Below are 20,857 nucleotides of genomic sequence, written 5' to 3'. Positions count from 1 at the left end.
CGGTTAAATCGTACTTGAGTTCACGGATGTACTCGCCGCGCGCGCCATCGTAGAACTCCCCGATACGTGTCGTTGTGGAGTCGTTCTCTGCTGAGAACATCGAGAACGCGGAAAACGTTTCTTCTTCTTTAAGAGCGTCTTCTTCGTTCAAGTTTTCTAAACCATCTTCAGAAGCAGCGTTCTCGTCGGAGCTTTCGTCTTCCTCAAGGCCATCTTCTTCATTGGAGTCTATGTCGAGATTACTCTCTTCTTTTTCTTCTTCGTAGTCTGTATCTTCCTCATTGATTTTGAAGTCTTTTTCTGTATCTTCTTCACGAGCCTCCGAATCAAGACCGGACTCTTCGTCGTTCTCCGCTTCTTCTTCGCGGGCTGCGTCTTCTTCTATCATTTCTTCTCGTTCTTCTGAATCAAGGTCAGATTCTTCGTCGTTCTCCGCTTCTTCTTCGCGGGCCTCGTCTTCTTCTGCCTCTTCTTCTCGCTCTTCTGGATCAAGGTCAGATTCTTCGTCGCTTTCCGCTTCTTCTTCGCGGGCTGCGTCTTCTTCTGCTTCTTCTTCTCGTTCTTCTGGATCAAGGTCAGATTCTTCGTCGCTTTCCGCTTCTTCTTCGCGGGCTGCGTCTTCTTCTGCTTCTTCTTCACGGCCTTCCAAGTCGAGATCAGCTTCGCCTTCACTGACTGTTTCCTGCTCTTCGCGGAATAACGCCCACTCATCGGAGAGCTGTACATACGTCTCTTCATCGACTGCTCCGTGCGGGGTAAGCTCTCTCGTCTCCTGGTAATTCTTTACCGCCGCTGCGGTTATCATACCGAAGAAAGTCGTTAGTTCTTCCTCCTGAAAACGTTCCTCGTGAGGATCAAGCTCCTTTAACAGGTGCTTTAATTCTGCTGTTTCCTCTTTATCTTGTCCAATAAACAGAAGGTACCCCTGTTCTTCCAACAGCTCGTTCATCTTCTCCCAGGCTTCTTCTGTATATGTAGAAGCTTCTTCGAGATCGTGATCGGCCTGGAATTGGTGAAGTGCTGTAACGAGCTCTTCTTCTGTCGTATATATAGCTTCGTCTGATGGTTCTGCTTCCGGATCGAATTCATACAGCATCAGCTGTTCACGGAAGATATTCCATCGGTGTTCATCGAATTCTTCTTCTGTAAGATCGTGTATGATATCGTCTGTTTTGTGCACATCTTCCTGCGGTTCTTCGCTGTTACTGCCTTCTGCAAGAGCCGTTCCAAACGAACTAAACAACAGCAAAAACACAAGAAAAAAGATAGTAATGCTTTTTAGTTTTTGTTTCATACTATGCCTCGCTCCTTTCTCAGAAAATTATATCGACAATTGTCATAGATTATAAAGAGACTTTTTTATGCTTTTTTACTTTTACTTTTCTCTTTAATTTTACGAAAATATAATCGTTATTGTTAAATATCTTGAATATGTTACCTAAATGTAATGTAGCAACTAAGTTTGTCTGTTTCAGTCAAAATCAAATAAACAAATTTATAATTACAGTAGATAATTAGATTTCATTTATAAATGTTGAACATTCCTTAAGCGATACGCCTTATCATATTTTGCATTTAGAAAATTAAAAAATCGAAGCAGTTAGCTGCTTCGATAGTGTATTAATCTCACTGTACTTTTTCCTCTTCTGGTACTGCTGCTGATGTATGAACTAGATACTCGTAATATTGGCACCTGGCTTCAGCGATTTCTGATTCAAAAAATTTTGTTCCTGGAGAAGTATTCACCTCAAAAAACCACATATGACCAGAGGGTTCGATTCCGATATCAATTCCCATTGAATCGATTGGAAAATCATAATACTGCTGAATACAAGGCGGAAGATTTTCAGCAATATCAATCAATTTCTCTTTTATCTCTGCAGCACGTTCTCCAAACTGAACATCAAAAAAAGAATCCCATTCACTTACTGCCCCGCCTTGGTTTACGTTCGACGTTATTGCATTGCTCATGCCAATTCGAGGGAGCAACGTAATCCATCTCCATTCTCCATTCTCTGCCCGTCTAGTGTGAATACGAATATCGAATGGGTGGTCTTCCTTTGTGCGGGATTTAATAAATGGCTGCACTAAATAGTTTCTTTTTTTAAATTGAGTCTTTACTCGTTTTTCCATCGCCGATCTGCTAATTTCTTCCGAGCTCCTGTCTGAGCAAAGTAAATAACCCTCTTCTGTTCTTTCTACCTCAAAAATACTTTTACCTTGATTCCCCTTAGAAGGTTTTAGAATAACTGCTTGATGCACATCTAAAAAATCGTCAATATCCTTTAACGAACTTACCACCCTATACGGAATTAAAATGTGTTGAAACGTGCCGTCCTTCTCGAGCATTTGATAAATATCATCTTTGGTGCCCAATCTGTGGGTAGTCATGATGCAGTTTGCCTCTAATTCACGGTGGAGTTCTGCTGTTTCTTTCGTTGGCAAAGAATTATCAACGACTTCAGGGTATTGGGTTATCTTTCGAATCCATTTCCCTTTTTCTAAAAAGAATCCGTTGATCGTTTTCTCTTTCATATTGACATCTTCCGGTCTGAAATAAAAGAATTCAATTCCATAATGATCGCTAACTGCTGCAACAGACCTTGCGGATTTCGATGGACGAGACCTTCGTCGAAGCATACCTACTTTGATTGTTGAAGATGGTTGGACCCCTCTTCTAGAAAGTAATCGTTTCAACATGGCATGTCTTCCTCTCCACTAATTTGTAAGCGCATTCTTACGGTTAATTATAGCAGACCATCAGTGTGATGGTCTGCTCCTTTTGACGGGAATCAACTTAGACCAGAATGTAACACATAAACAAAACCTCGTGCTTTACCTCAATTTTATATCCAGTCAAATTGTTGAACGTCGAACATATTTTCTAGAGGTTGACGAATTTTTATAAGAAGATATTTCAGACACAACTTCTTCTGTTAAATTTCCAAAGATCGGCTTTTGTGAAGCGAGCTGGTATAACCATGTTACTCCACTGAAGTTCAGCTCTATAAAGATAGGTTCGCCTTTTTGACCAACTGCAATGTCCCATGAAATATAATCATGATGTGCAATTTGTTTATGAAGATCTTTTACGAATTGCTTATACGATTCAAATGCTGGAATAACTGCCGTCTCCGTTGCGAACGAATAACCGCTGGTCGGATGTTCACTATATTTTTCAGCATATTCGTTTACTCCATAATTCAGCAGTTTTCCATCATCGGATACGCCTACGCATACTCCTCCTGCGCCGGCATTATCCTTCACGCTTCCTCCTGCTCCAAACCGGGCAAATGTCAGTAAGTAGTGGATCTCTCCATTCCAACGAAGCGTGACCATCCGCAACGAGTTAACAGAGCTTGGATGAGGCCTGGCCATCACCGGATGCTGTTGAATCGTTTCTTGAGCAATAAATTCGTTGCCAAGCAACTGCTCAATCTGGTTTAAATCAGTTTCTTCGTTCTTTATAAATAAAGCATTGTCTTTGGATGTTATTTTAGTGATTCCAGAGCCATTATTAGTTACGGTTGGTTTCATAATAACGTCCCCATTGTATGCTTTTAAAGCCGATTCCGCCTGTTCAGGAGTTAAATACTGATACTCTGCATTGAAGTAGTTACCTTTAATCCGTCTTAATACGGTTGTTGGCATATTCTTTGTGTCGATCAGTTTATCGTAAATATTTTTATCTTTGTACATGTTCATATGTTTAGGTGTATTAAAGTATGGGATAAACACTTCTTTCATGGTAGTAAACGGAACCAGTCTTTTCTCTGTATAGCCTGTTAAATGGCGATAGGCTTCATGGATCGTTACATTAACGTTGCTTCCGTAAATGTGATTCCAATACTGCTGCACTTCTCGGATATGGTTTGCATTTAAATGTGTAAGCAACCCTGCATGCTCATATTTTTTATAAATCGATCCTTTTGATTGAACACCAAACTTTTCTAATGGATTATCCGTAGCACGTACTTGAATCGTTCCATTTTTTGTAACGCGAAAACGAATCGGCTCGCTTTCTGCACTTATATTGTCGGTAAGATGTTTTTGAAGAAACTGTGATTCCTTTTTCAGCAGCTTTCTTACCTGAAACCCTGATTGCTTATTATCTGTAAGAAAAGGAATTAAATTTACTTTTGTTTCATTATCATTCACGATCAATTGCGCTCCAATACTGTAAGGAAGAGCCCTATGTTGACTATACTTTCCAAAAGAATTGTAAACAGCATTTCCAAGCGAATAGATAATAAACGCTCCAGCATGCTTTTCCACAGTTCCAACTGTATGCGTACCATGACCAATGATGAAGTCCGCTCCAGCTTCAGCTAACGTTCGTGCTGTGGAAGTTGTATGCTTATTGGTTCCAGCAATTGTATACTCAGATCCAATCCAGTGGGGAGTTACAATAACTAATGCTCTTGCATCATCATTCTTTATCGATATGATTTCATTTTGTATGGAACGCAAGGTTCGTACTTGAATGCCTGTTGTTGTTTCAGTGGCTCTGTATTTTAAATTAGTGACATTTGTTTCATTAATGATTGCTGAAATGACGTATATGTTTTTTGAGCCTGTCTGAATGACTGGTTCTGGCAGCTTGTTAGATAATAGCCCATATCCAAGAGTTTGAAACCCGTTTTGGTTCAACTGATCTATCATCTGAGCAGAAGCTTTATGCTTTGCGACTTGATCGTTTGCAAGCCCTATATGTGTCACTCCTATATTTGTTAATGTACTAATCGTTCTTTCCGCATCATCCCAATTGCTTTTAGGCAGCTTATTAGCGGGTATCATTTCTGAGTCAGGAATTAAAACCGTTTCTAAGTTTAGATAAAAGTAGTCTGGTTCTCCTACCGCTTTACGATAGTTATTTACAAATTGATGAGGCGTCAATTGCAATTGTTTCAACTTCTGTTGACGACCTGGTTTGCGGAAATAGTAATCACCTAGTGAGAAGTCACCAGCAAAAAATAATCGTTTTTCCCCCATCATAAGTCCTCCTTTTTAATCAAGAAAAAAAGACTCTTAGAGAGTCTCTTTCTCTATTTCATTCATTATATGGTACAGTGCAATCGAACTGGAAATGTTATGTTGTGTAAAATCGTTGCGAATTTCGACTGCTTTAAATTTATTGTGAAAAGCTCCCGTCGAAAGTGTTTTTTTCTCAAAAAACATTGCTTTCTCAGGACGGATTTGCATTTGCAACTGAAATTGAATCGACCGCTTAATGGTTTTAAACAATCGTTCTTTCATATTCTGATCGTCAGTTAAAAAGTATACGTTTGCCAACCCTTCCGTTTTACACGCATTGGGGACTGATTTTGGGTTAAGCCCTTCTTGAGGCGGATAGCCACCTTGCCATTCCTCTTCATATTTTTCGCCAATGAACTGGCTTTGCATAATCGATTCTGCCATTAATATTGCATGATCAATAAAACTTTGACGAGGACGGTGTTTGCTAATAGCTCTTATTCCGTAAAGCAGCCAATGGTCACTTTGGACATTTTCAAGCGTAGCTCCAGCATTCACTTCTTCTACTAAATAAGCTGTGGCTTTCTCTGCACTGTCCAGCCACTTTGAGTTCCCGTCCAGATCATAAAGGTTGGCTAATGCAAGGATCGCTTCACCTGTATAGAAATTGGATCGGAAATCAGTTACCTTCTTTGTGCTGAACACTTGTTTATGGATGGCGAAATCCCCATTCTCTTTTTGAGTATCTGTCATCCACGCTGCAAGCTTTTGCATCGTCGCTATATGTTTTGTGCTGCCTGTGAGCTTAGCATGTTTAGCAAGTGCTACGATCAATAAACCATTCCCACCTAGCTTATTAACATCCCGTTCAACTAGAACGAGGGTGTCGTTATTATTTTCAGCGACTTTTTCTGTTTTGTCTGTAATATATTCTAATGCAAGTTCTGCTTTACGAAGTATTTCCTCATCTGCTTCGATTTCGTAAGTTTCCAGCATTGCATACACCGTGCCAGCATGGCGGAGAATATTATACTTCGACGGTTTTTCATTCAGAGCAGGATCGTAAATATAAGTCATTTTTCCTTTTTCATTCACTACTTTGGTAAAGTAGTTATGTTTCGCCAGATTAATAGCTTCTAGCAGCGAGTCCTTTGTCAGTTCTTTGAATACGCGATGGCCCCGAACTAATGCCACGGCTTCTTGACCATTTGTATAAACAGACTCTGTTTTGAACTTAAATAAGGTATCTGCTTCTTTCCAGCCTTTTTCAGTAATACCAAGTTGAGAAGACAATGCTCTTTCCACAGATTCAGTTATCAAACTTTGTTGATCTACGATTTTATAGCATTCCACTTCTTGAGGTGAAAAGACAGCGCGCAAATCTCTACCAAAGGCCATGCCAGTAACGCCGCGATTATGTTTATACACGTGATCTTGAATACCCTTATTCAATGTTTCTTCTGAAGTTACTTCGGTGAGAATATCCAGTTTCATATGTTTCGGTTTAAATTTTAACGGTTTGTTTGCGATATATCTAGTATAGGCATGATTAACCGCGTGTTGAACGGAATCACCTATACCATAAACAACGAACGCTCTGTTTCCACTATTATCTGCTAATGCAATCCACGATACGTACTTTCCTCCTAACGTACCGTAATTTGTATCTTGTAATCCCAGATTGGATAACTCATCATTTTTCTCCAAAATGTCTGCAAACAATTGTTTAGCTGCTTGTTTCATTCAAATCACTTCTTTCCTGCACGCAGCAGTTTTTTGAAAATGTCCAGCATTAACCTGACAGGCTTGGTCATTTTCCAAGTAGTACTGTGAACAAGCTGATCATATTTTCTCGCGATTCGTTTATATTCCGTTTTAGAAAGACGACGATAGTCGCCTTTACCATATTTCTTTTTCGCTTGTTTTGAAGTGAAACCCATACGCACTGGCTTTGTCCATTCTTCTTCCACAACCTCTACCACTTCTGCGCGCTCCGGGCCTTCTATCACGACTTTTTTAAAACTATCTACTTTTTTCTTATTAGGATGACAAACTACTACGGATACTGAACCATCAGCTTCATTCCGTGCGTAACCGTGCAAGTCGCGCATAAGAGCCTCTCGTTTAATCCAAGCACGGTAGCCAACACCTTGGACATTACCCCGAATCGTATATAGTTTTCCGTAAAGCTCTCCCTTTGGCGGTTTTGGTACTTCCACCATCGTAGCAGAACGGCTTTTAATCGGCGCAATCACGTTGTCAAAATCGAAATAAAGGTTCGATCTCGGATAGTCGGCCGTTTCCGGGAAATAAAAGTCAATAAATGCCTTCGCGAAATCACGCGGCGTTCCGATCATTGGGAACAAGTGGCCGCCAAGCCCCGGACGTGAGTTCACCTCAATGACGGAGCCTGCCCCGGTTTCATCATCAACGATGATATCCACGCCGCTTTGAGCAAGCCCCGGGATCGCTTTCGTCGCTTCGATCGCAATTCGTTCGAGAGCTGGAGACAGCTCCTCGGTTACGTCTACGGAATCCCCGCCGTTTGACAAGTTACTCTGGACGCGCAGGTAAATGCGCTTGCCTTCTTCGAGAACCGAATCCAGCTCGTAGCCTGCCTGCTCGATCATATAAAGCACTTCTTTATCAATCCGGATCATCCGGCTCGTTAAGTGAGGGTTCAAACTGCGGAATTTGTTTTTATCCTGGATCAGCTTCCGGATCGTGCGCTGACCGTCGCCAACGACGTTTGCCGGAATGCGGTGCATCGCACCAAGCACTTTTTCACCGAGAACGATGACGCGGAATTCCTTTTCGCCTGGAATATGCGTTTCGATGATAACTTCTTTGTAACCAAGCTCGTCGCGTACGTACTCGATCGCCTCTTTTAACACCTGTTCTTCACGGACGTTGGCAAAGACCCCTTTGCCGCCGTTTGCACTGACAGGCTTTAAGACGAGCGGATAGCCAAGCTCGTTTCCGTACGCGAGAATGTCTTCATTCGAGGCATCCTCTAAAAATTTTGCCCCCTGCGGAGTCGGTACATTCGCCTTTGTTAAATACTGCTTCGTTAAATCCTTGTCGTCACAAATATCAAATGCTTCATCCGTCACGAGATCGCCTTTCGACAATGCAAAATGATGCTCTTTGTTTTTATGCCGCAGCGAATAGCGGACTTTCAGCTTCATTTCTTCATCAAATTCGCGGTAAAAGCGGAGACGGATGCCGCGGCGCCAGCCTTCCAGTGCGACGGTATAGGTACTGATCCGTTTTCCCTGCCCTGCTTTCGGTACGGCTCCTTCTAAGTGCGGGAGCCATTGATAGGTTGTTTCCTGTATCACGTTGGGTTCCTCCTGTCCGGGCAGCTTATCGTCTGCCGAATCGTGTCTTCAGTCTCGTGCGGATACCGGATGCTTCGCGAGCCGTCCGCGCTGCTGCTTTTTCTTCAAGCTTCCACTCTTCCAGCAGCTGTCTTCGTTTTATATAGGCCTCCACAAAGGAAGGTCGTGTATCATCATGCCAAACAAACTCTGCCGCGATCATCCTGCTGCTTTCTTCAGCGGTGACCGTACCCGACTCTTTAAGCCGCTGCTTTACTGCCTGCAGATCCTCTGGTGTGCCGAGGAGCGTCGCAGTAAGCGTCTTATTTTTCAACAAGCTGACCGTGCCATACAACGTGAGCTCTTTCATCAAGCGCTCCAGCTGATGCTTTTGTTGCTTTAATGCTCCTTCACAGGTAAACGACTGCTGGATGGTGCCTGTCTGTTTGGGAGCGGGCGCTACTGTGATACGCGAGGCTCCGGCTGCTTTTACGGCCGCTTCGATGGGACCGAGATCAAAATAGACGTGATCACTGCGCGGTGCGTTTGCTGAGGCTGGGAAATAAAAGTCGATCAGCGCTCTCGGCACATCGCGGCTCGTCCCGGTGATTGGAAACAGGTGTGAGCCAAGGCCCGGCTTCGTGTTCACTTCGATCACGACTGCTTCCTTCCAGTCCGGGTCCACCATTAAGTCTACACCACAATGAGGCAGTCCGGGAACCGCTTCTGCGGCACGGATCGCAGTTTCTTTTATTTTTTCTGAGAGCAGGTCGGTTACGTCAACCGGATCGCCTCCTGCTGAAATGTTGCTGACGCGTTTGACGACGATCGTTTCCCCGGCTTTCGGAACCGTTCTGAGCGTCCAGTCTGAAGCGTGCATCGTCGTGTAAAAATGACGGTCGAGCTTGATCGGGCGGTGGTATAAATGCGGCACCTCCCGCCGGTCTTCGTTCTTTTGCTCAATCAGTTTTGCAATGGAGCGCTTTCCGTCCCCAGTGACACTGGCCGGACGGCGCTGCACGGCGCCGAGCACTTTTCCGTCCAGCACCATGACGCGGCATTCTTCTCCCTCGACAAACTGCTCGACGATCACGTGCTTTAAACCCAGCTCCTGCCGCACGTAGGTAACGGCTTTTTGAAACGACGCCTCATCGCGAATGTTCACGATGACACCTTTGCCGCCGGAGGCGTTCGTCGGCTTTAACACAAGCGGAAAGCCTTTATCTTTGGCATACGCGATAACTGCTTCATCCGTTGCTGCTTCCGTGAAGGTTTTTCCGTGAGGAACCGGAACGCCATGTGCCCGCATTGCCTCGTTCGTCCGCGATTTATCGTCACAGATCGCCTCTGCTTCATCGGTGATCCGGTCGCCTTTTGATCCTTGAAACTGATGCACGTTTGAGCCATCTGAGAGCTGATAGCGCAGCTGAAATTCGCCGTCCTCGCCGCGGATCGACCAGAACGTCAGCTCGAGTCCCCGGCGCCAGCCTTCAAGAGCGATCGTATAGAGACTGATTTTTTTATCCTTCGCCGCAAGCGGAACCGCATCAGTTAAGTGCGGGAGCCAGACCGGCTTCGTTTGTTTCATCTCGTTACGTCCCCCTCTTTGAGAGCAGCTTCAGCTTCCCAGGAAGCCCCGCGGTTGTCCGCAGCAGCTTCAGCGTCTGTTCCGTCCGACGCCTTGCGGCAGCTGTCCGGTTTATCAAAGTCGTTACCTCTGCCTGATCCCGGAGCAGCTCTTCCCGGCTCTCATATACGCGGAAGGCAGGTGTGATAAACGCCGGGCCCCTGCCGGCTTCTTTGGCATCAGGAAGCGAGGCTCCGAATGCCTCCGCTTCGTCTCCAGCTGCGAATACGTGCCAGCGGTCCACCCCTTTCGGCTTCAACCAGCCGGTAAGCCTTCTTTCCATCGCTTCCACATAGATCTGATGCCGTTCCGCTGCATGCAGCGGCTTCTCTATGACCCAGTGTATCCCCTGCGGCTCCTCTGATGGACAGTCCGGCACTTCAGAGACGGATGCCGCCCCGGTTTCAAGTGCCATCAGGCTGTCCTGAAGGTGAAAGTACGCGTGAGACGCCCGAGTATGCTGTTTCGTTTCTGGAAAATAGTAATCGACAATTGCCTTTGGAATGTCGCGACCTTTCCCGTGCATCGGAAACACCATCAGGGCGATTTGAGCAGTTGGGTTCACTTCGAGCACAACGGGGCCGCGCTCATTTGAATGAATGATATCGACCCCGCCGTGCGGAAACTCGGGAAATGCCTGAAGCGCGCGGACGGCCGTCTGCTTCATGTCATCAGGAAGCTGATTCAGTACGTCCACTGGATCGCCTCCTAGTGAAACGTTGCTTTGCGTCCGAAGCGCGACGACCTGACCTGCAGGAGGACGGCTATCCAGCTTCAGTCCCTGCCCCTGCAGCATAGCTTCCACGGCGGCATCGAGTTTGATCAGCGCCGTCGCAAGACGTGGGTTACTGCGCCGTTCGCCGTTTTTACGCGCAATGAGCTCCTCGATTGTCGCATTGCCATCGCCGGTTACCGATGCCGGATCCCGCCGGACGGCTCCTGCTACGTGTTCACCAACGACGTACAGCCGGTACTCCGGCCCTTCAATGTGCTCTTCGAGAAGAACAGGTTCCCCAGGGTGCTCCTGTTGCAGCTCCCGGTATACTCCGGCGAGCTCGTCTGCGGAAAGATTCGTCCGCACGCCGCGTCCGAAGCTGCCGTCATTGACTTTCAGCACGAACGGACCTGCAAGCTTTGCTGCTTCGACTGCAAGATCAGCTTCCGATTCCAGCAGACTGCCGCGCGGAGCCGGAACGTCTGCCTGATGCAGGTACTGCTTTGTGCGCGTTTTGTCGGCTCCCGCTTCGACTGCTTCACGTGAGACACCATCACCTCGAGAACGGAAAAAGCGGACCGTTCGTTTTCCATCCGACAGCGTAAACAGCCTGCCGGGACGGTGCGAATACCAAAAAGGAATATAAGCAAACGCCTGACTTTTATGAGCATGAAACTGAAGTGTCAGTCCGCGCCGCCAGCCTTCCAGCGCGATCAAGTATCCGCATAACAGCGGTCCTTGCGCCTGATGAACGACAGCTGCAGGAAGGTGGGGCGGCCATTGTGCCGGGTTCATAGCAAATTCCTCCAATGTATGTAACGCTCTCCGTTCAGTAAATCATGCATGAGCGCTTCTTCAGCTTCCAAAAACGCTTCCCCGAGCGCTCTGTCGGTTGCGGCGTCGAACTGATCATAGTTGCCGGGCTTTGGCGTGCATTCGCCAAATAAAAGGCCATCGGTCGTCTGCAGAAAATCAAACCGGCAAAACGGGGCCGGAATGGCTTTTCCAAGTCTGGACGCAGCTTCAAGCGCCCGTAGATCCGGTCCGTCGCCATCCATGAGCTGACCGGTATACTTACCCGTCTCAATTGGCTCCCCTTCCGGCGTCCACCAGCAGTAAGCCGTTTTCGGACTGCGGGAAATCTCCAAAATAAGAACTGTTTTTCCGTAAAACGTGTAGCACTTCATATCGCGTGCCGGCTCTTTCGTGTCTTTATCCGCATAATAGACTTTCTCGACGTTCCAGCTGTCCTCAGCAACGCGACCGCCCGCTAAATCTTGCTCCAGCTCGCGGCGAAGTGCCTCCAGAGAGGGGAGCACCTCAGACGTTTTCACGTTTAAAATGTCATCTTCCGCACGGAGTACGTAAACTCCGCGCCCGCCTGCCCCATCTGCCGGTTTTACGACGGTTCCGGGGGCGAGCGTCAGCTGTTCAAGCGGTACGGACGTTGCGAGCACCTCCGGCACGGCAATATCGAGCGAGCGAGCAAGCTTATAAGCCTTCTCCTTATGGTCCACTGTCCATTCCGGCAGAGCGTGACCCTTTTGCAGCCGCCTCGTCCGTGCTGTCAGCTGGCCGCGAAAAGAGGAGAGCGGCTCAAGAGATGGAATGGTACGATGCTCAATTCCGCGTGCAAATCGCTCCGGCAGTTCCGCAGCAGAAAACGCAGGAAGCAGCAGTTGACGCATCTGGTCTTCTGCTGCGGTTCCTTCCCTGGCCGCCTGACGGAGCGCTTCCAGCATCGCTTCTATGCTGAAGCGGTCATGCAGCTGCTTCTTTGCCGCCAGCTCCTGCGCGAGCTCCATCAGCGTGCCTTCCCGGTACGACTCCCGCACCGTTTCACGGACACGGGCAAGATCGTTCATCTCATCCGGGAGCGCTTTGGGTGCAGGCGTTTTCTGCTTGTATACCTGCTCACGCAGCTTTTGGTTTTCCTGCTCGAGACGCGTCATCTTGCTGCCTAATAAGCGCGCTCGAAGACGCGAAAGCGGAGATTGACTCACAAAACCCCTCCTTTACTGCTTCCATTCAGGTGCCGTACCGGTCAGCCGGCGCACTGCTGCTTCCACTGCGGCCTTATCAGCCGCTTTGCCGGTTACAACCGCTTGTTGGGCTTCCATGAGCGGTACAAATCGCTGCTTTTCCAGCAGGGCTTCTGTGTCGGTAAATCGGACTTCGCCGGCACGTATTTTCTCTCCGTAAACGAGCATTTCCACCGCGCCGTTGTTGATCAGCTTTCGCCAGCGCGCATGCACGTGCGTAAACGGCGAGCTGTCATAGCGGTACAGCAAAACGAAGCCGATTCGCTTTTTCTCTGCTTCAGCTGCCTTCAGCTCGTCAGTGGCAAGCGCATCTTCGGAACGGAAATCAGCCGCAAATACGACGTCAAATTCCCGCCAGCCGTCTTCTTTTGCTTCCCGCTCTGGACGCATTGGCTCCGGTACGGAAAACGGACGCTCTGTCTGCTCCGGATCGTAGTAGAGCGTGCCTGCGTTTTTATGATGATAGTCGTGCGCCATTTCATATTCGCGGCGGGCGCCCATTTTGTAGTTAGGCAGCCCGAACGCTTCGTTGCCTGTGAGCGACTGATCGGACTGGCGCTGGAAGGAAAGCGGTCCGGTCGCAAGCTCTACGACGGACTGCTCGCCGAACAAGCGCCGGCAGCGGAAAATAAATTCAGAGTCTGCTGCAAAGCGCACACGGTCCCATGAACCGAGTTTTTCGAGTACGCGCTCTCTGCGGAACATAAACGATGACATGTTGTTAAACAGGTATTCTCCAGGACGGGCGCGGCGGTGCAGGGACAGATCTTCAAACATGCGTGCCTGCTGTGACATGTTGGCTACAACGTCCTCGTTCTCCAGCAGATGCAGCACCTGCTTTTCGATTTTTTCAGGATGCGACCAGTCATCGGCATCGTTTACCGTGACAAAGGTGCCGGTCGCCTGTTTCAATGCCAGATTACGGGCGGCGTAAGGCCCGCCATTCTGCTCCACCTGCAGCACCTTAATCCGTTTATCTTCTTTTGCAAAAGCTTCTGCTGCTTCGACTGTACCGTCGGAGGAAGCATCATCAATGATAAGAATCTCCAGGTTCGTCCACGTCTGCGCCTGCAGCGAATGAATCGCTGTCTTGAGCGTCGCTTCCGCGTGGTATACAGGCACGAGCACGGTTACTTTCGTGTCCTCAAGCGCCGGCTGGTTGACGAGCTGCTTTTTCGCGCGCGGCTCGAGGGCGTCGTATGCGGACAGCTGATTGCGAACAGCTGGGTCGAGCTGAATTTTCATTAAACCTGCGTCACTGAGCACCTTATTTAAATATGGAATACGAGCTTCTGTGTCTTTTATGGTATTTGCACGCGCCAAATACAGATCCGGATGCGGCTTCTTTTTGATAAGCGCATCCAGAACAGCTTCAGCCCGGTCGCGTGTGCCAAGCTGCAGCATCGCTTCTGCAGCCAGAATCGACGCGCGGCGGATCTTCTCTTCCGCCTCCTCCGTCTGCAGCATGTCGAGCAGGTAGTCGAGTGCTTTTTCTGCTCCTTCTTTCGTGTACTGATTCACGTGCCAGAGCGCCAGCTCGAAGGCCGCATAGCGCTTCAGTGCAGGACGCTTCGTCTTTTCATGCAGCGCTTCCAGATCGTGAAGCGCCCGCTCCGTGAAGCCGAGATTGTTAAGCTTCCATTTGAGCGTTTCCACTTTTGCTGTTGGAAGTCCAAGAAATGGAACGACCTGCTTCAGTTTGTCCTTCTGCTCTTTCGTCAGGTTGGCACTGACGCGTTTTTTCATCGTCTGCAGTTTATTCATGAATCGGGTCACCTGCTTTCATGGAATGGCGCGGCATCAGGAGCTCCGCGGTTTCAGTCTCGTCTTCTTTTGCACGTTGTACTTATCCTTGTAGCGGGCGATGGCCTCTTTCGGATCGCCGTCGTATAAAATCTTCCCCTGGTCCATCCAGATCGCACGCGTGCATATTTTCTCCACAAAGCCCATGCTGTGCGATACGATGATGACGCACTTCGCCATCTCGATCATTTCCTGGATTTTTTCACTCGCTTTCTGCTTGAAGGCAATGTCACCGGTTGAGAGCGCTTCATCAAGAATGAAAATGTCCGGCTTGAGCGTCGCGGCTATGCTGAAGCCGAGCCGAGCCTGCATACCGCTTGAGTAGTTCTTCACCGGCTTGTCAATCGCCCTGCGGATCCCGGAAAAGTCGACGATTTGCTCGTAGTCTTCATCGATCTTCTTTTTCGGAATGCCGAGCAGCATGCCGTTTAAGTAAATGTTATCCCGGCCGGTCAGCTGCGTGTTAAAGCCGGTGCCGTATCCGAGAAGTGATGTTGTTTCGCCGTGCAGCTCAAGCTTTCCTTCATCAGGGGTAAGAATATTCGTCATCAGCTTGCAAAGCGTGCTTTTCCCAGCCCCGTTATGACCGATGATGCCGACGACTTCGCCTTCCTTGATCGTGAATGAATTCTCTTTCAAGGCCCAGAATTCCTCTTTATTGACGTCATAACGGACGCCGATATTGTCAGCCCGCACAATCGTCTGGTCTTTGATCGTCGTCTGCGTTTTCTCAATGTCGAGCCTTTTTTGCGCACGCGGCTTCCGCTCCGGTACCGATTCCTTGTACAGGTTCGTGACGCGCTTCGGATCACCGTCTGCGCGGATCACGCCTTTATCGAGCCAGATGAGCCGGTCACAGTTGCGGCGCGCGTATTTCAGGCTGTGCGTCACGAGAATAACCATCTTGGCTTTTTCCACGAGCTCTTTCATCTTTTCGGCAGCCCGCTGCCCGAAAGCTGCGTCACCGGTGTTGAGTGCTTCATCAAGAATGAGAATTTCCGGCTCCAGGTGAGCGGCGACGCTGAATCCGAGACGTGCCTTCATTCCGCTGGAGTACGTTTTAGTAGGACGGTCGAGAAACTTCCCCAGTCCCGAAAACTCGTGAATGTCGTCGATGAATTCATTGATGCGGTGCTTGGAAATACCGAGCATCATCCCGTTTAAATAAGCATTCTCCCTGCCGGTTAACTCTTTATCAAAGCCCATACCCATGGAAAACAGAGCAGAGACGCGGCCATTCACCGTCAGCTCTCCTTCATCTTTTTCCAGAATGCCGGAAAGCATTTTGCAAATCGTCGTTTTGCCGGATCCGTTTGAGCCGATAATGCCGAGAATTTCGCCTTTGTAGCCTTTGAAGCTCAAATTCCGCAGCGGCCAAAATTCTTCTCCGGCATCCGGATCCTTTTCCCGCTTAATAAAACGGAGCGCAAAGGATTTATAGTCGTCGGTGCGGTTGCCGGAATGAAACTTCACGCCGAGATCGTTTGCTTCGATCACGACTTCGCGGTTTTCCGGTGCCTTGTTGTCACTCATGTAGTCACACCCTCATTTAAAGTGCCTTAATGATTTTGTACTCGTTACGGCTGTAATAAGCAAGCAGTCCATAGACGAGCAGCGCGGACACGCCGAGAATAATCGACAGTGCAAAAAAGTTTGGTGACTGCTGGTACATCAGCACGTCCCGGTATGAATTAACGATGTGGGCGATTGGATTGATGTCGACCACCCACTGATACTCGTCCGGAAGACGGCCGCCCTCCCAGATAATCGGGGACGAGTAGAATAAAATTCGCGTTACGTGCGTGAGCAGGTTTTCAATATCCCGGATAAAAACGGATATGTACGCGAGAAACAAGCCGATCGCAAGCAGAAATACGAGCTGTACGATAATAATAATCGGCAGATAGATCGCCTGCCAGCCCGGCATGACGCCAAAGACGACGAGAAAAATCGCCACGATGACGAGGCCGAACGAAAAGTTCACCATTTGTGAAAAGGTTCTGGTGATCGGAAAAATCGACTTCGGCAGGTACACCTGGTTAATGATCGAGGAATAGCGCAAAATCGAGCGTGCCGAGCTGTTAATCACGGTATTCGTCCAGCGCCAGGACACGAGTCCAATGACGAGGAATACGGCAAAGTTTTCGCCGCCGCGCCCGAGAATAAAGCTGATCAGGAAGTAGTAAACGACCACGCCGAGAAGCGGGTCAAGCAGCCACCAGAAGTAGCCGAGATAGCTGTTTCGGTGCTCTGCTTTCAGTCCGGATTTGATCAAATAAACGATCAGATCCTTTCGTTTCATAATTTCATCCATATATTGTCGCATCACGTTACTTGACACCGCCGTTTCCTGACGTTGACGCACGTCGGTATTTTTTCCATTTGTTACACGCATAATGCATAAAATAGTAGCTGCTTGCGAGCAGATTTAGTTTTTCTATATCCCGGTAGACTTTCCAGTTCTGCTTCGCCATCTTTTTCTTATCACTCGAAATCGATGCTTTCTGCCTGCGGTATACGGCAAGCGGCTCACTGATACCGTAGGCGGTAAAGCCTCTTCGGCAAAGCTCCAGCCAGAGCACATAGTCCTGACGGGTGCGGATATCGACCATTTTGAGCGGGCCTGTCTGCTCCAGATCGACCATCACCGTTAGACAGCCGATCATGTTCTGCTTCAGCAGATCGCGGTAGCCGACGCGTGCCGGGATCAGATCGCCAAGCCCCAGATTCGTCCCGTCGCTATCAATGACGTAATACTGCGAAAACGTGAAGGCTGCACCGTACTTTTGCATCCAGGCGAGCTGCCGCTCTACTTTATGCGGCAGCCACTGGTCGTCGCTGTCTAAAAAAGCGGCATACGTTCCGGTGGCCTGCTCAAGCGCAGTATTTCTCGCGACGGCTGCCCCGCTGTTTACGACAAGCTCCATCAGGCGGATGCGGCTGTCTTCAGCGGCATACGTGCGGATTATTTCCCGCGTTTCGTCCGTTGAACAATCGTCCACAATCAGCATTTCCCAGTTCGTATACGTCTGTTTCTGTACAGATTCAATCGTGTCCCCGATCACACCGGCTGCATTGTACGCCGGTGTGATGACTGAGACGAGCGGCTGTTTAGTTGTCACTGTATTCACCTGCTTCAATTCCGTTAAGTCTATCATATAAATCCGTCAGTTTCTTTTCCTCATGACCCCAGTTTAAATAGTTCTGCACGGCTTTCCTGCCGCGTTCCCCCATCGCTTTTGCTTCCTCCGGGTATTCACGCAGATAGTTGACCGCATCGCGGATCTCGTCCCCATTGTCCGGGTTCACGCAGATGCCGCACTGATATGTATCCATAAACGCCTGCCATTTCGGGTAGTCCGAACAAATGACTGGCAGTCCAGCGGCCATGTATTCGAAAAACTTCGTCAGCTCTTTTTTCATGTAGTGCTCGCTTGGCGGAAACAGGGCGATTCCGGCGAGCCATCCGCTTTGGGCGTAAGCCGCATCAATCTCTGCTTTCGGTACGTAACGTCCCTCACCGTGCAGGTGCAGGCGGCCCTCGTCGTCTCCTGCTTGCTGCTTCATCTCCGCAGCAAGGCTTTCCGGACAGTAGCCGTACAAATGAACCTGAAGCGACTTATCCAGTGCCGGAAGCGCTGCGTGCTGCACGGCCCCGCGGTCCTTCGTTACGTTTCCTGTGTAAAGAAGTCCGTCTGCCTGATGAAATGAGCGATCGATGCCTGTCAGCTTCTCCTGTAAAATCGGATAGTTTAATACGCAAAGACCTTGTGGGTATTTTTCCAAGTAGTATTTCTCGGCAAGAATAAGCTCCATCCGCCGCGTGCAAAATGCTTCGACCTTTTTATAGACTGATGCAATTAGTTGACGGACCGGCCTGGTGAAGTACTGTCGCTGCACGATGCCAGTTTCGTAATCTTCGTGAATGTCATAAATGACGTGATTCCGCTTGTTTTTCAGCAGCCAGCCGACCGGCAGCAGCTCCGGGTCGTGAATATGGTAGATATCCGCCTTCTGTTTCTTGGCGCGGAAATAGGCACGGACCGTTCCGAAAAGGAGTCCTTTCCAGCGGTTCGAGTACTTCGGAAGCGGCTCAAACGGCACATCCCCTTCCTCGGTATTAGTCGGCACCGGCGCCAGAAGAGTTACGTCATAGCCTGCCCGTTTCAGGGAGGCGCACTGTTTATAGTAAATTCGCGGATCTAACGGATGGTGCAGTGTCGTCATATGCAGCACCTTAACAGTATGTCTCATAGAAAACTCCTACGTATAAAGTACAGCTTTGTTCGCTGCAAACTTTCCAACATCATATTATATCATAGGAAAAGGAATTTTCCTGCCCTTAGCAGGAGAATGTAACCGAATTGATACGTGCTAGTGTTACAAGTTCATTACAACACAGAATCGCAAGAAAAGTCGCATGTATTAATTTGTCGAATGTAATAAACTTACTATCGTAGCTGAAATATATCCCGTATTTCTGACTGCGCACAACAATGAATCCAGCTTAGATACACAAGACATTCACTGCACTTTGATAAACGAACGAAAGGAGCGGATCGATTGAAGAAACATCTGGCAAAAAAAGCCGGCATCACCGGACTTGCTTCCCTGCTGTTTATGACTTCCGCCCTGCCTGCATCTGCCGGCTCGGCCGAAGAAGTGATGAACGATTTGTTTCCGGATCAGGAAACAGCTGAAGCAGACGTTACTCCGGCCCTGTTCAACCAGCAGCTTGAAGAAGAGCTACATATTTCATTTGAAGAGACTCCTGATGAAGCTGCACTGGGACTGTTTGACGAGAACGGGCTTGTGGGAGAGATGGCGGTAACTGAAGAGGAAGAAGGGTTCAGCTGGTCTTTTGACCTGACCGAAGAAGACGAAACGGTCGAGCTTGAACTCGAAGACGGCCGGTACTACATCGGCTCCATGGAAGAGGAAGAGGTGACGTACGGCTCATTTATTCACTTCAGTGAACAACCGGAGCTTCTGCTCGATGAAGAAGAAACCGGCAGCGGCACCGCGTATTCTGAGCTGGAAGCTTATGGACTTCACGTCGGACACCTTGAGCTCACAGCTGAGGCAGACGCTTTTGACGCACTCACCGTCGATATAGCAGAAGACGGCAGCTTCTCAGCGGAACTCCCGGAAACAGACGAAGATACGACCGTCACATTCCGCCTCCTCGATCCTGCCGGCAATGAAACGACAGCAGAAGCTGTGTGGGCAGCCTCATTAGAAGAGGAGCATAGTGAAGAAGACGAAAGCTCTGAAGAGGACGTTTCTTCTGAAGATGGATTAGAAGACTCCAACGAAGAAGATGCCCTTGAGGAAGACGAAAGCTCTGAAGAGGACGCTGCTTCTGAAGATGGATTGGAAGACTCCAACGAAGAAGATGCCCTTGAGGAAGACGAAAGCTCCGAAGAGGACGCCGCTTCTGAAGATGGATTGGAAGACTCCAACGAAGAAGACGCTCTTGAGGAAGACGAAAGCTCCGAAGAGGATGTAACTTCTGAAGACGGGCTCGAAGACTCTAACGAAGAAGACGCTCTTGAAGAAGACGAAAGCTCCGAAGAGGATGTAACTTCTGAAGACGGGCTCGAAGATTCCAACGAAGAAAACGCTCTTGAAGAAGACGAAAGCTCTGAAGAGGACGCTGCTTCTGAAGAGGACGCTGCTTCTGAAGACGGATTGGAAGACTCCAACGAAGAAGATGCCCTTGAGGAAGACGAAAGCTCCGAAGAGGACGCCGCTTCTGAAGATGGATTGGAAGACTCCAACGAAGAAGACGCTCTTGAGGAAGACGAAAGCTCCGAAGAGGATGTAACTTCTGAAGACGGGCTCGAAGACTCTAACGAAGAAGACGCTCTTGAAGAAGACGAAAGCTCCGAAGAGGATGTAACTTCTGAAGACGGGCTCGAAGATTCCAACGAAGAAAACGCTCTTGAAGAAGACGAAAGCTCTGAAGAGGACGCTGCTTCTGAAGACGGATTGGAAGACTCCAACGAAGAAGATGCCCTTGAGGAAGACGAAAGCTCCGAAGAGGACGCCGCTTCTGAAGATGGATTGGAAGACTCCAACGAAGAAGACGCTCTTGAGGAAGACGAAAGCTCCGAAGAGGACGCCGCTTCTGAAGACGGACTGGAAGACTCCAACGAAGAAGACGCTCTTGAAGAAGAGGAAAGCGCTGAAGAGGGCGTATCTTCTGAAGATGGACTGGAAGACTCTAATGAAGAAGACTCCGTTGAGGAAGAAGCAACGTTTTCCGCGTTCTCGATGTTCTCAGCAGAGAACGACTCCACAACGACACGTATCGGGGAGTTCTACGATGGCGCGCGCGGCGAGTACATCCGTGAACTCAAGTACGATTTAACCG

At 48.6% G+C, this 20,857-nt stretch carries 14 protein-coding genes; 1 reads left to right on the top strand and 13 read right to left on the bottom strand.

The window, feature by feature from the left end; genetic code table 11:
- The 13 genes from ACSZLD_RS16350 to ACSZLD_RS16290 form a co-directional block, all read right to left on the bottom strand.
- Positions 1–1,294 (bottom strand): peptidoglycan-binding domain-containing protein (locus ACSZLD_RS16350; RefSeq protein WP_444685817.1); only part of this gene is annotated, 1,294 nt, incomplete at its 3' end.
- Between the two features lie 332 nt (positions 1,295–1,626).
- On the bottom strand, positions 1,627–2,700 hold the full coding sequence (locus ACSZLD_RS16345) for a YheC/YheD family protein (protein ID WP_444685816.1): 1,074 nt from the start codon (positions 2,698–2,700) through the stop codon (positions 1,627–1,629).
- Between the two features lie 156 nt (positions 2,701–2,856).
- On the bottom strand, positions 2,857–4,992 hold the full coding sequence (locus ACSZLD_RS16340; RefSeq protein WP_444685815.1) for a sugar-transfer associated ATP-grasp domain-containing protein: 2,136 nt from the start codon (positions 4,990–4,992) through the stop codon (positions 2,857–2,859).
- Between the two features lie 36 nt (positions 4,993–5,028).
- Positions 5,029–6,717 (bottom strand): glycoside hydrolase family protein, encoded by a 1,689-nt coding sequence (locus ACSZLD_RS16335; protein ID WP_444685814.1) that lies wholly within the window; start codon positions 6,715–6,717, stop codon positions 5,029–5,031.
- 5 nt (positions 6,718–6,722) lie between these two features.
- Entirely contained in the window at positions 6,723–8,315 is a 1,593-nt protein-coding gene (locus ACSZLD_RS16330) for an acylphosphatase (protein WP_444685813.1), read from the bottom strand.
- Between the two features lie 25 nt (positions 8,316–8,340).
- Entirely contained in the window at positions 8,341–9,882 is a 1,542-nt protein-coding gene (locus ACSZLD_RS16325) for an ATP-binding protein (RefSeq protein WP_444685812.1), read from the bottom strand.
- Positions 9,883–9,886: 4 nt separating this feature from the next.
- Complete coding sequence (locus ACSZLD_RS16320; RefSeq protein WP_444685811.1) at positions 9,887–11,431, bottom strand: hypothetical protein; 1,545 nt, start codon at positions 11,429–11,431, stop codon at positions 9,887–9,889.
- Positions 11,428–12,639: an ATP-grasp fold amidoligase family protein gene (locus ACSZLD_RS16315; protein WP_377910410.1), complete on the bottom strand. Its 1,212-nt coding sequence runs from the start codon at positions 12,637–12,639 to the stop codon at positions 11,428–11,430. The genes ACSZLD_RS16320 and ACSZLD_RS16315 overlap by 4 nt, the downstream gene beginning before the upstream one ends.
- Positions 12,640–12,651: 12 nt before the next feature.
- Entirely contained in the window at positions 12,652–14,442 is a 1,791-nt protein-coding gene (locus ACSZLD_RS16310) for a glycosyltransferase family 2 protein (RefSeq protein ID WP_444685810.1), read from the bottom strand.
- A 36-nt stretch (positions 14,443–14,478) separates the two neighbouring features.
- Complete coding sequence (locus tag ACSZLD_RS16305) at positions 14,479–16,014, bottom strand: ABC transporter ATP-binding protein (protein WP_444685809.1); 1,536 nt, start codon at positions 16,012–16,014, stop codon at positions 14,479–14,481.
- Between the two features lie 16 nt (positions 16,015–16,030).
- Positions 16,031–16,807, bottom strand: coding sequence for an ABC transporter permease (locus ACSZLD_RS16300; protein WP_444685818.1), 777 nt, complete (start codon positions 16,805–16,807; stop codon positions 16,031–16,033).
- A gap of 4 nt (positions 16,808–16,811) precedes the next feature.
- Positions 16,812–17,603, bottom strand: coding sequence for a glycosyltransferase family 2 protein (locus ACSZLD_RS16295; RefSeq protein ID WP_444685808.1), 792 nt, complete (start codon positions 17,601–17,603; stop codon positions 16,812–16,814).
- On the bottom strand, positions 17,593–18,735 hold the full coding sequence (locus ACSZLD_RS16290) for a glycosyltransferase family protein (RefSeq protein WP_444685807.1): 1,143 nt from the start codon (positions 18,733–18,735) through the stop codon (positions 17,593–17,595). Before ACSZLD_RS16290 ends, ACSZLD_RS16295 begins: the two co-directional genes overlap by 11 nt.
- A gap of 309 nt (positions 18,736–19,044) precedes the next feature.
- Here ACSZLD_RS16290 and ACSZLD_RS16285 point away from each other — a divergent pair.
- Positions 19,045–20,857, top strand: a 1,813-nt coding sequence (locus ACSZLD_RS16285; RefSeq protein WP_444685806.1) for a hypothetical protein, incomplete at its 3' end; no start/stop codon positions are given.

This window comes from Alkalicoccus luteus (genome assembly GCF_052061695.1).
Classification (GTDB): domain Bacteria; phylum Bacillota; class Bacilli; order Bacillales; family Salisediminibacteriaceae; genus Alkalicoccus; species Alkalicoccus luteus.
This window is presented reverse-complemented; position numbering and strand designations above follow the sequence as displayed.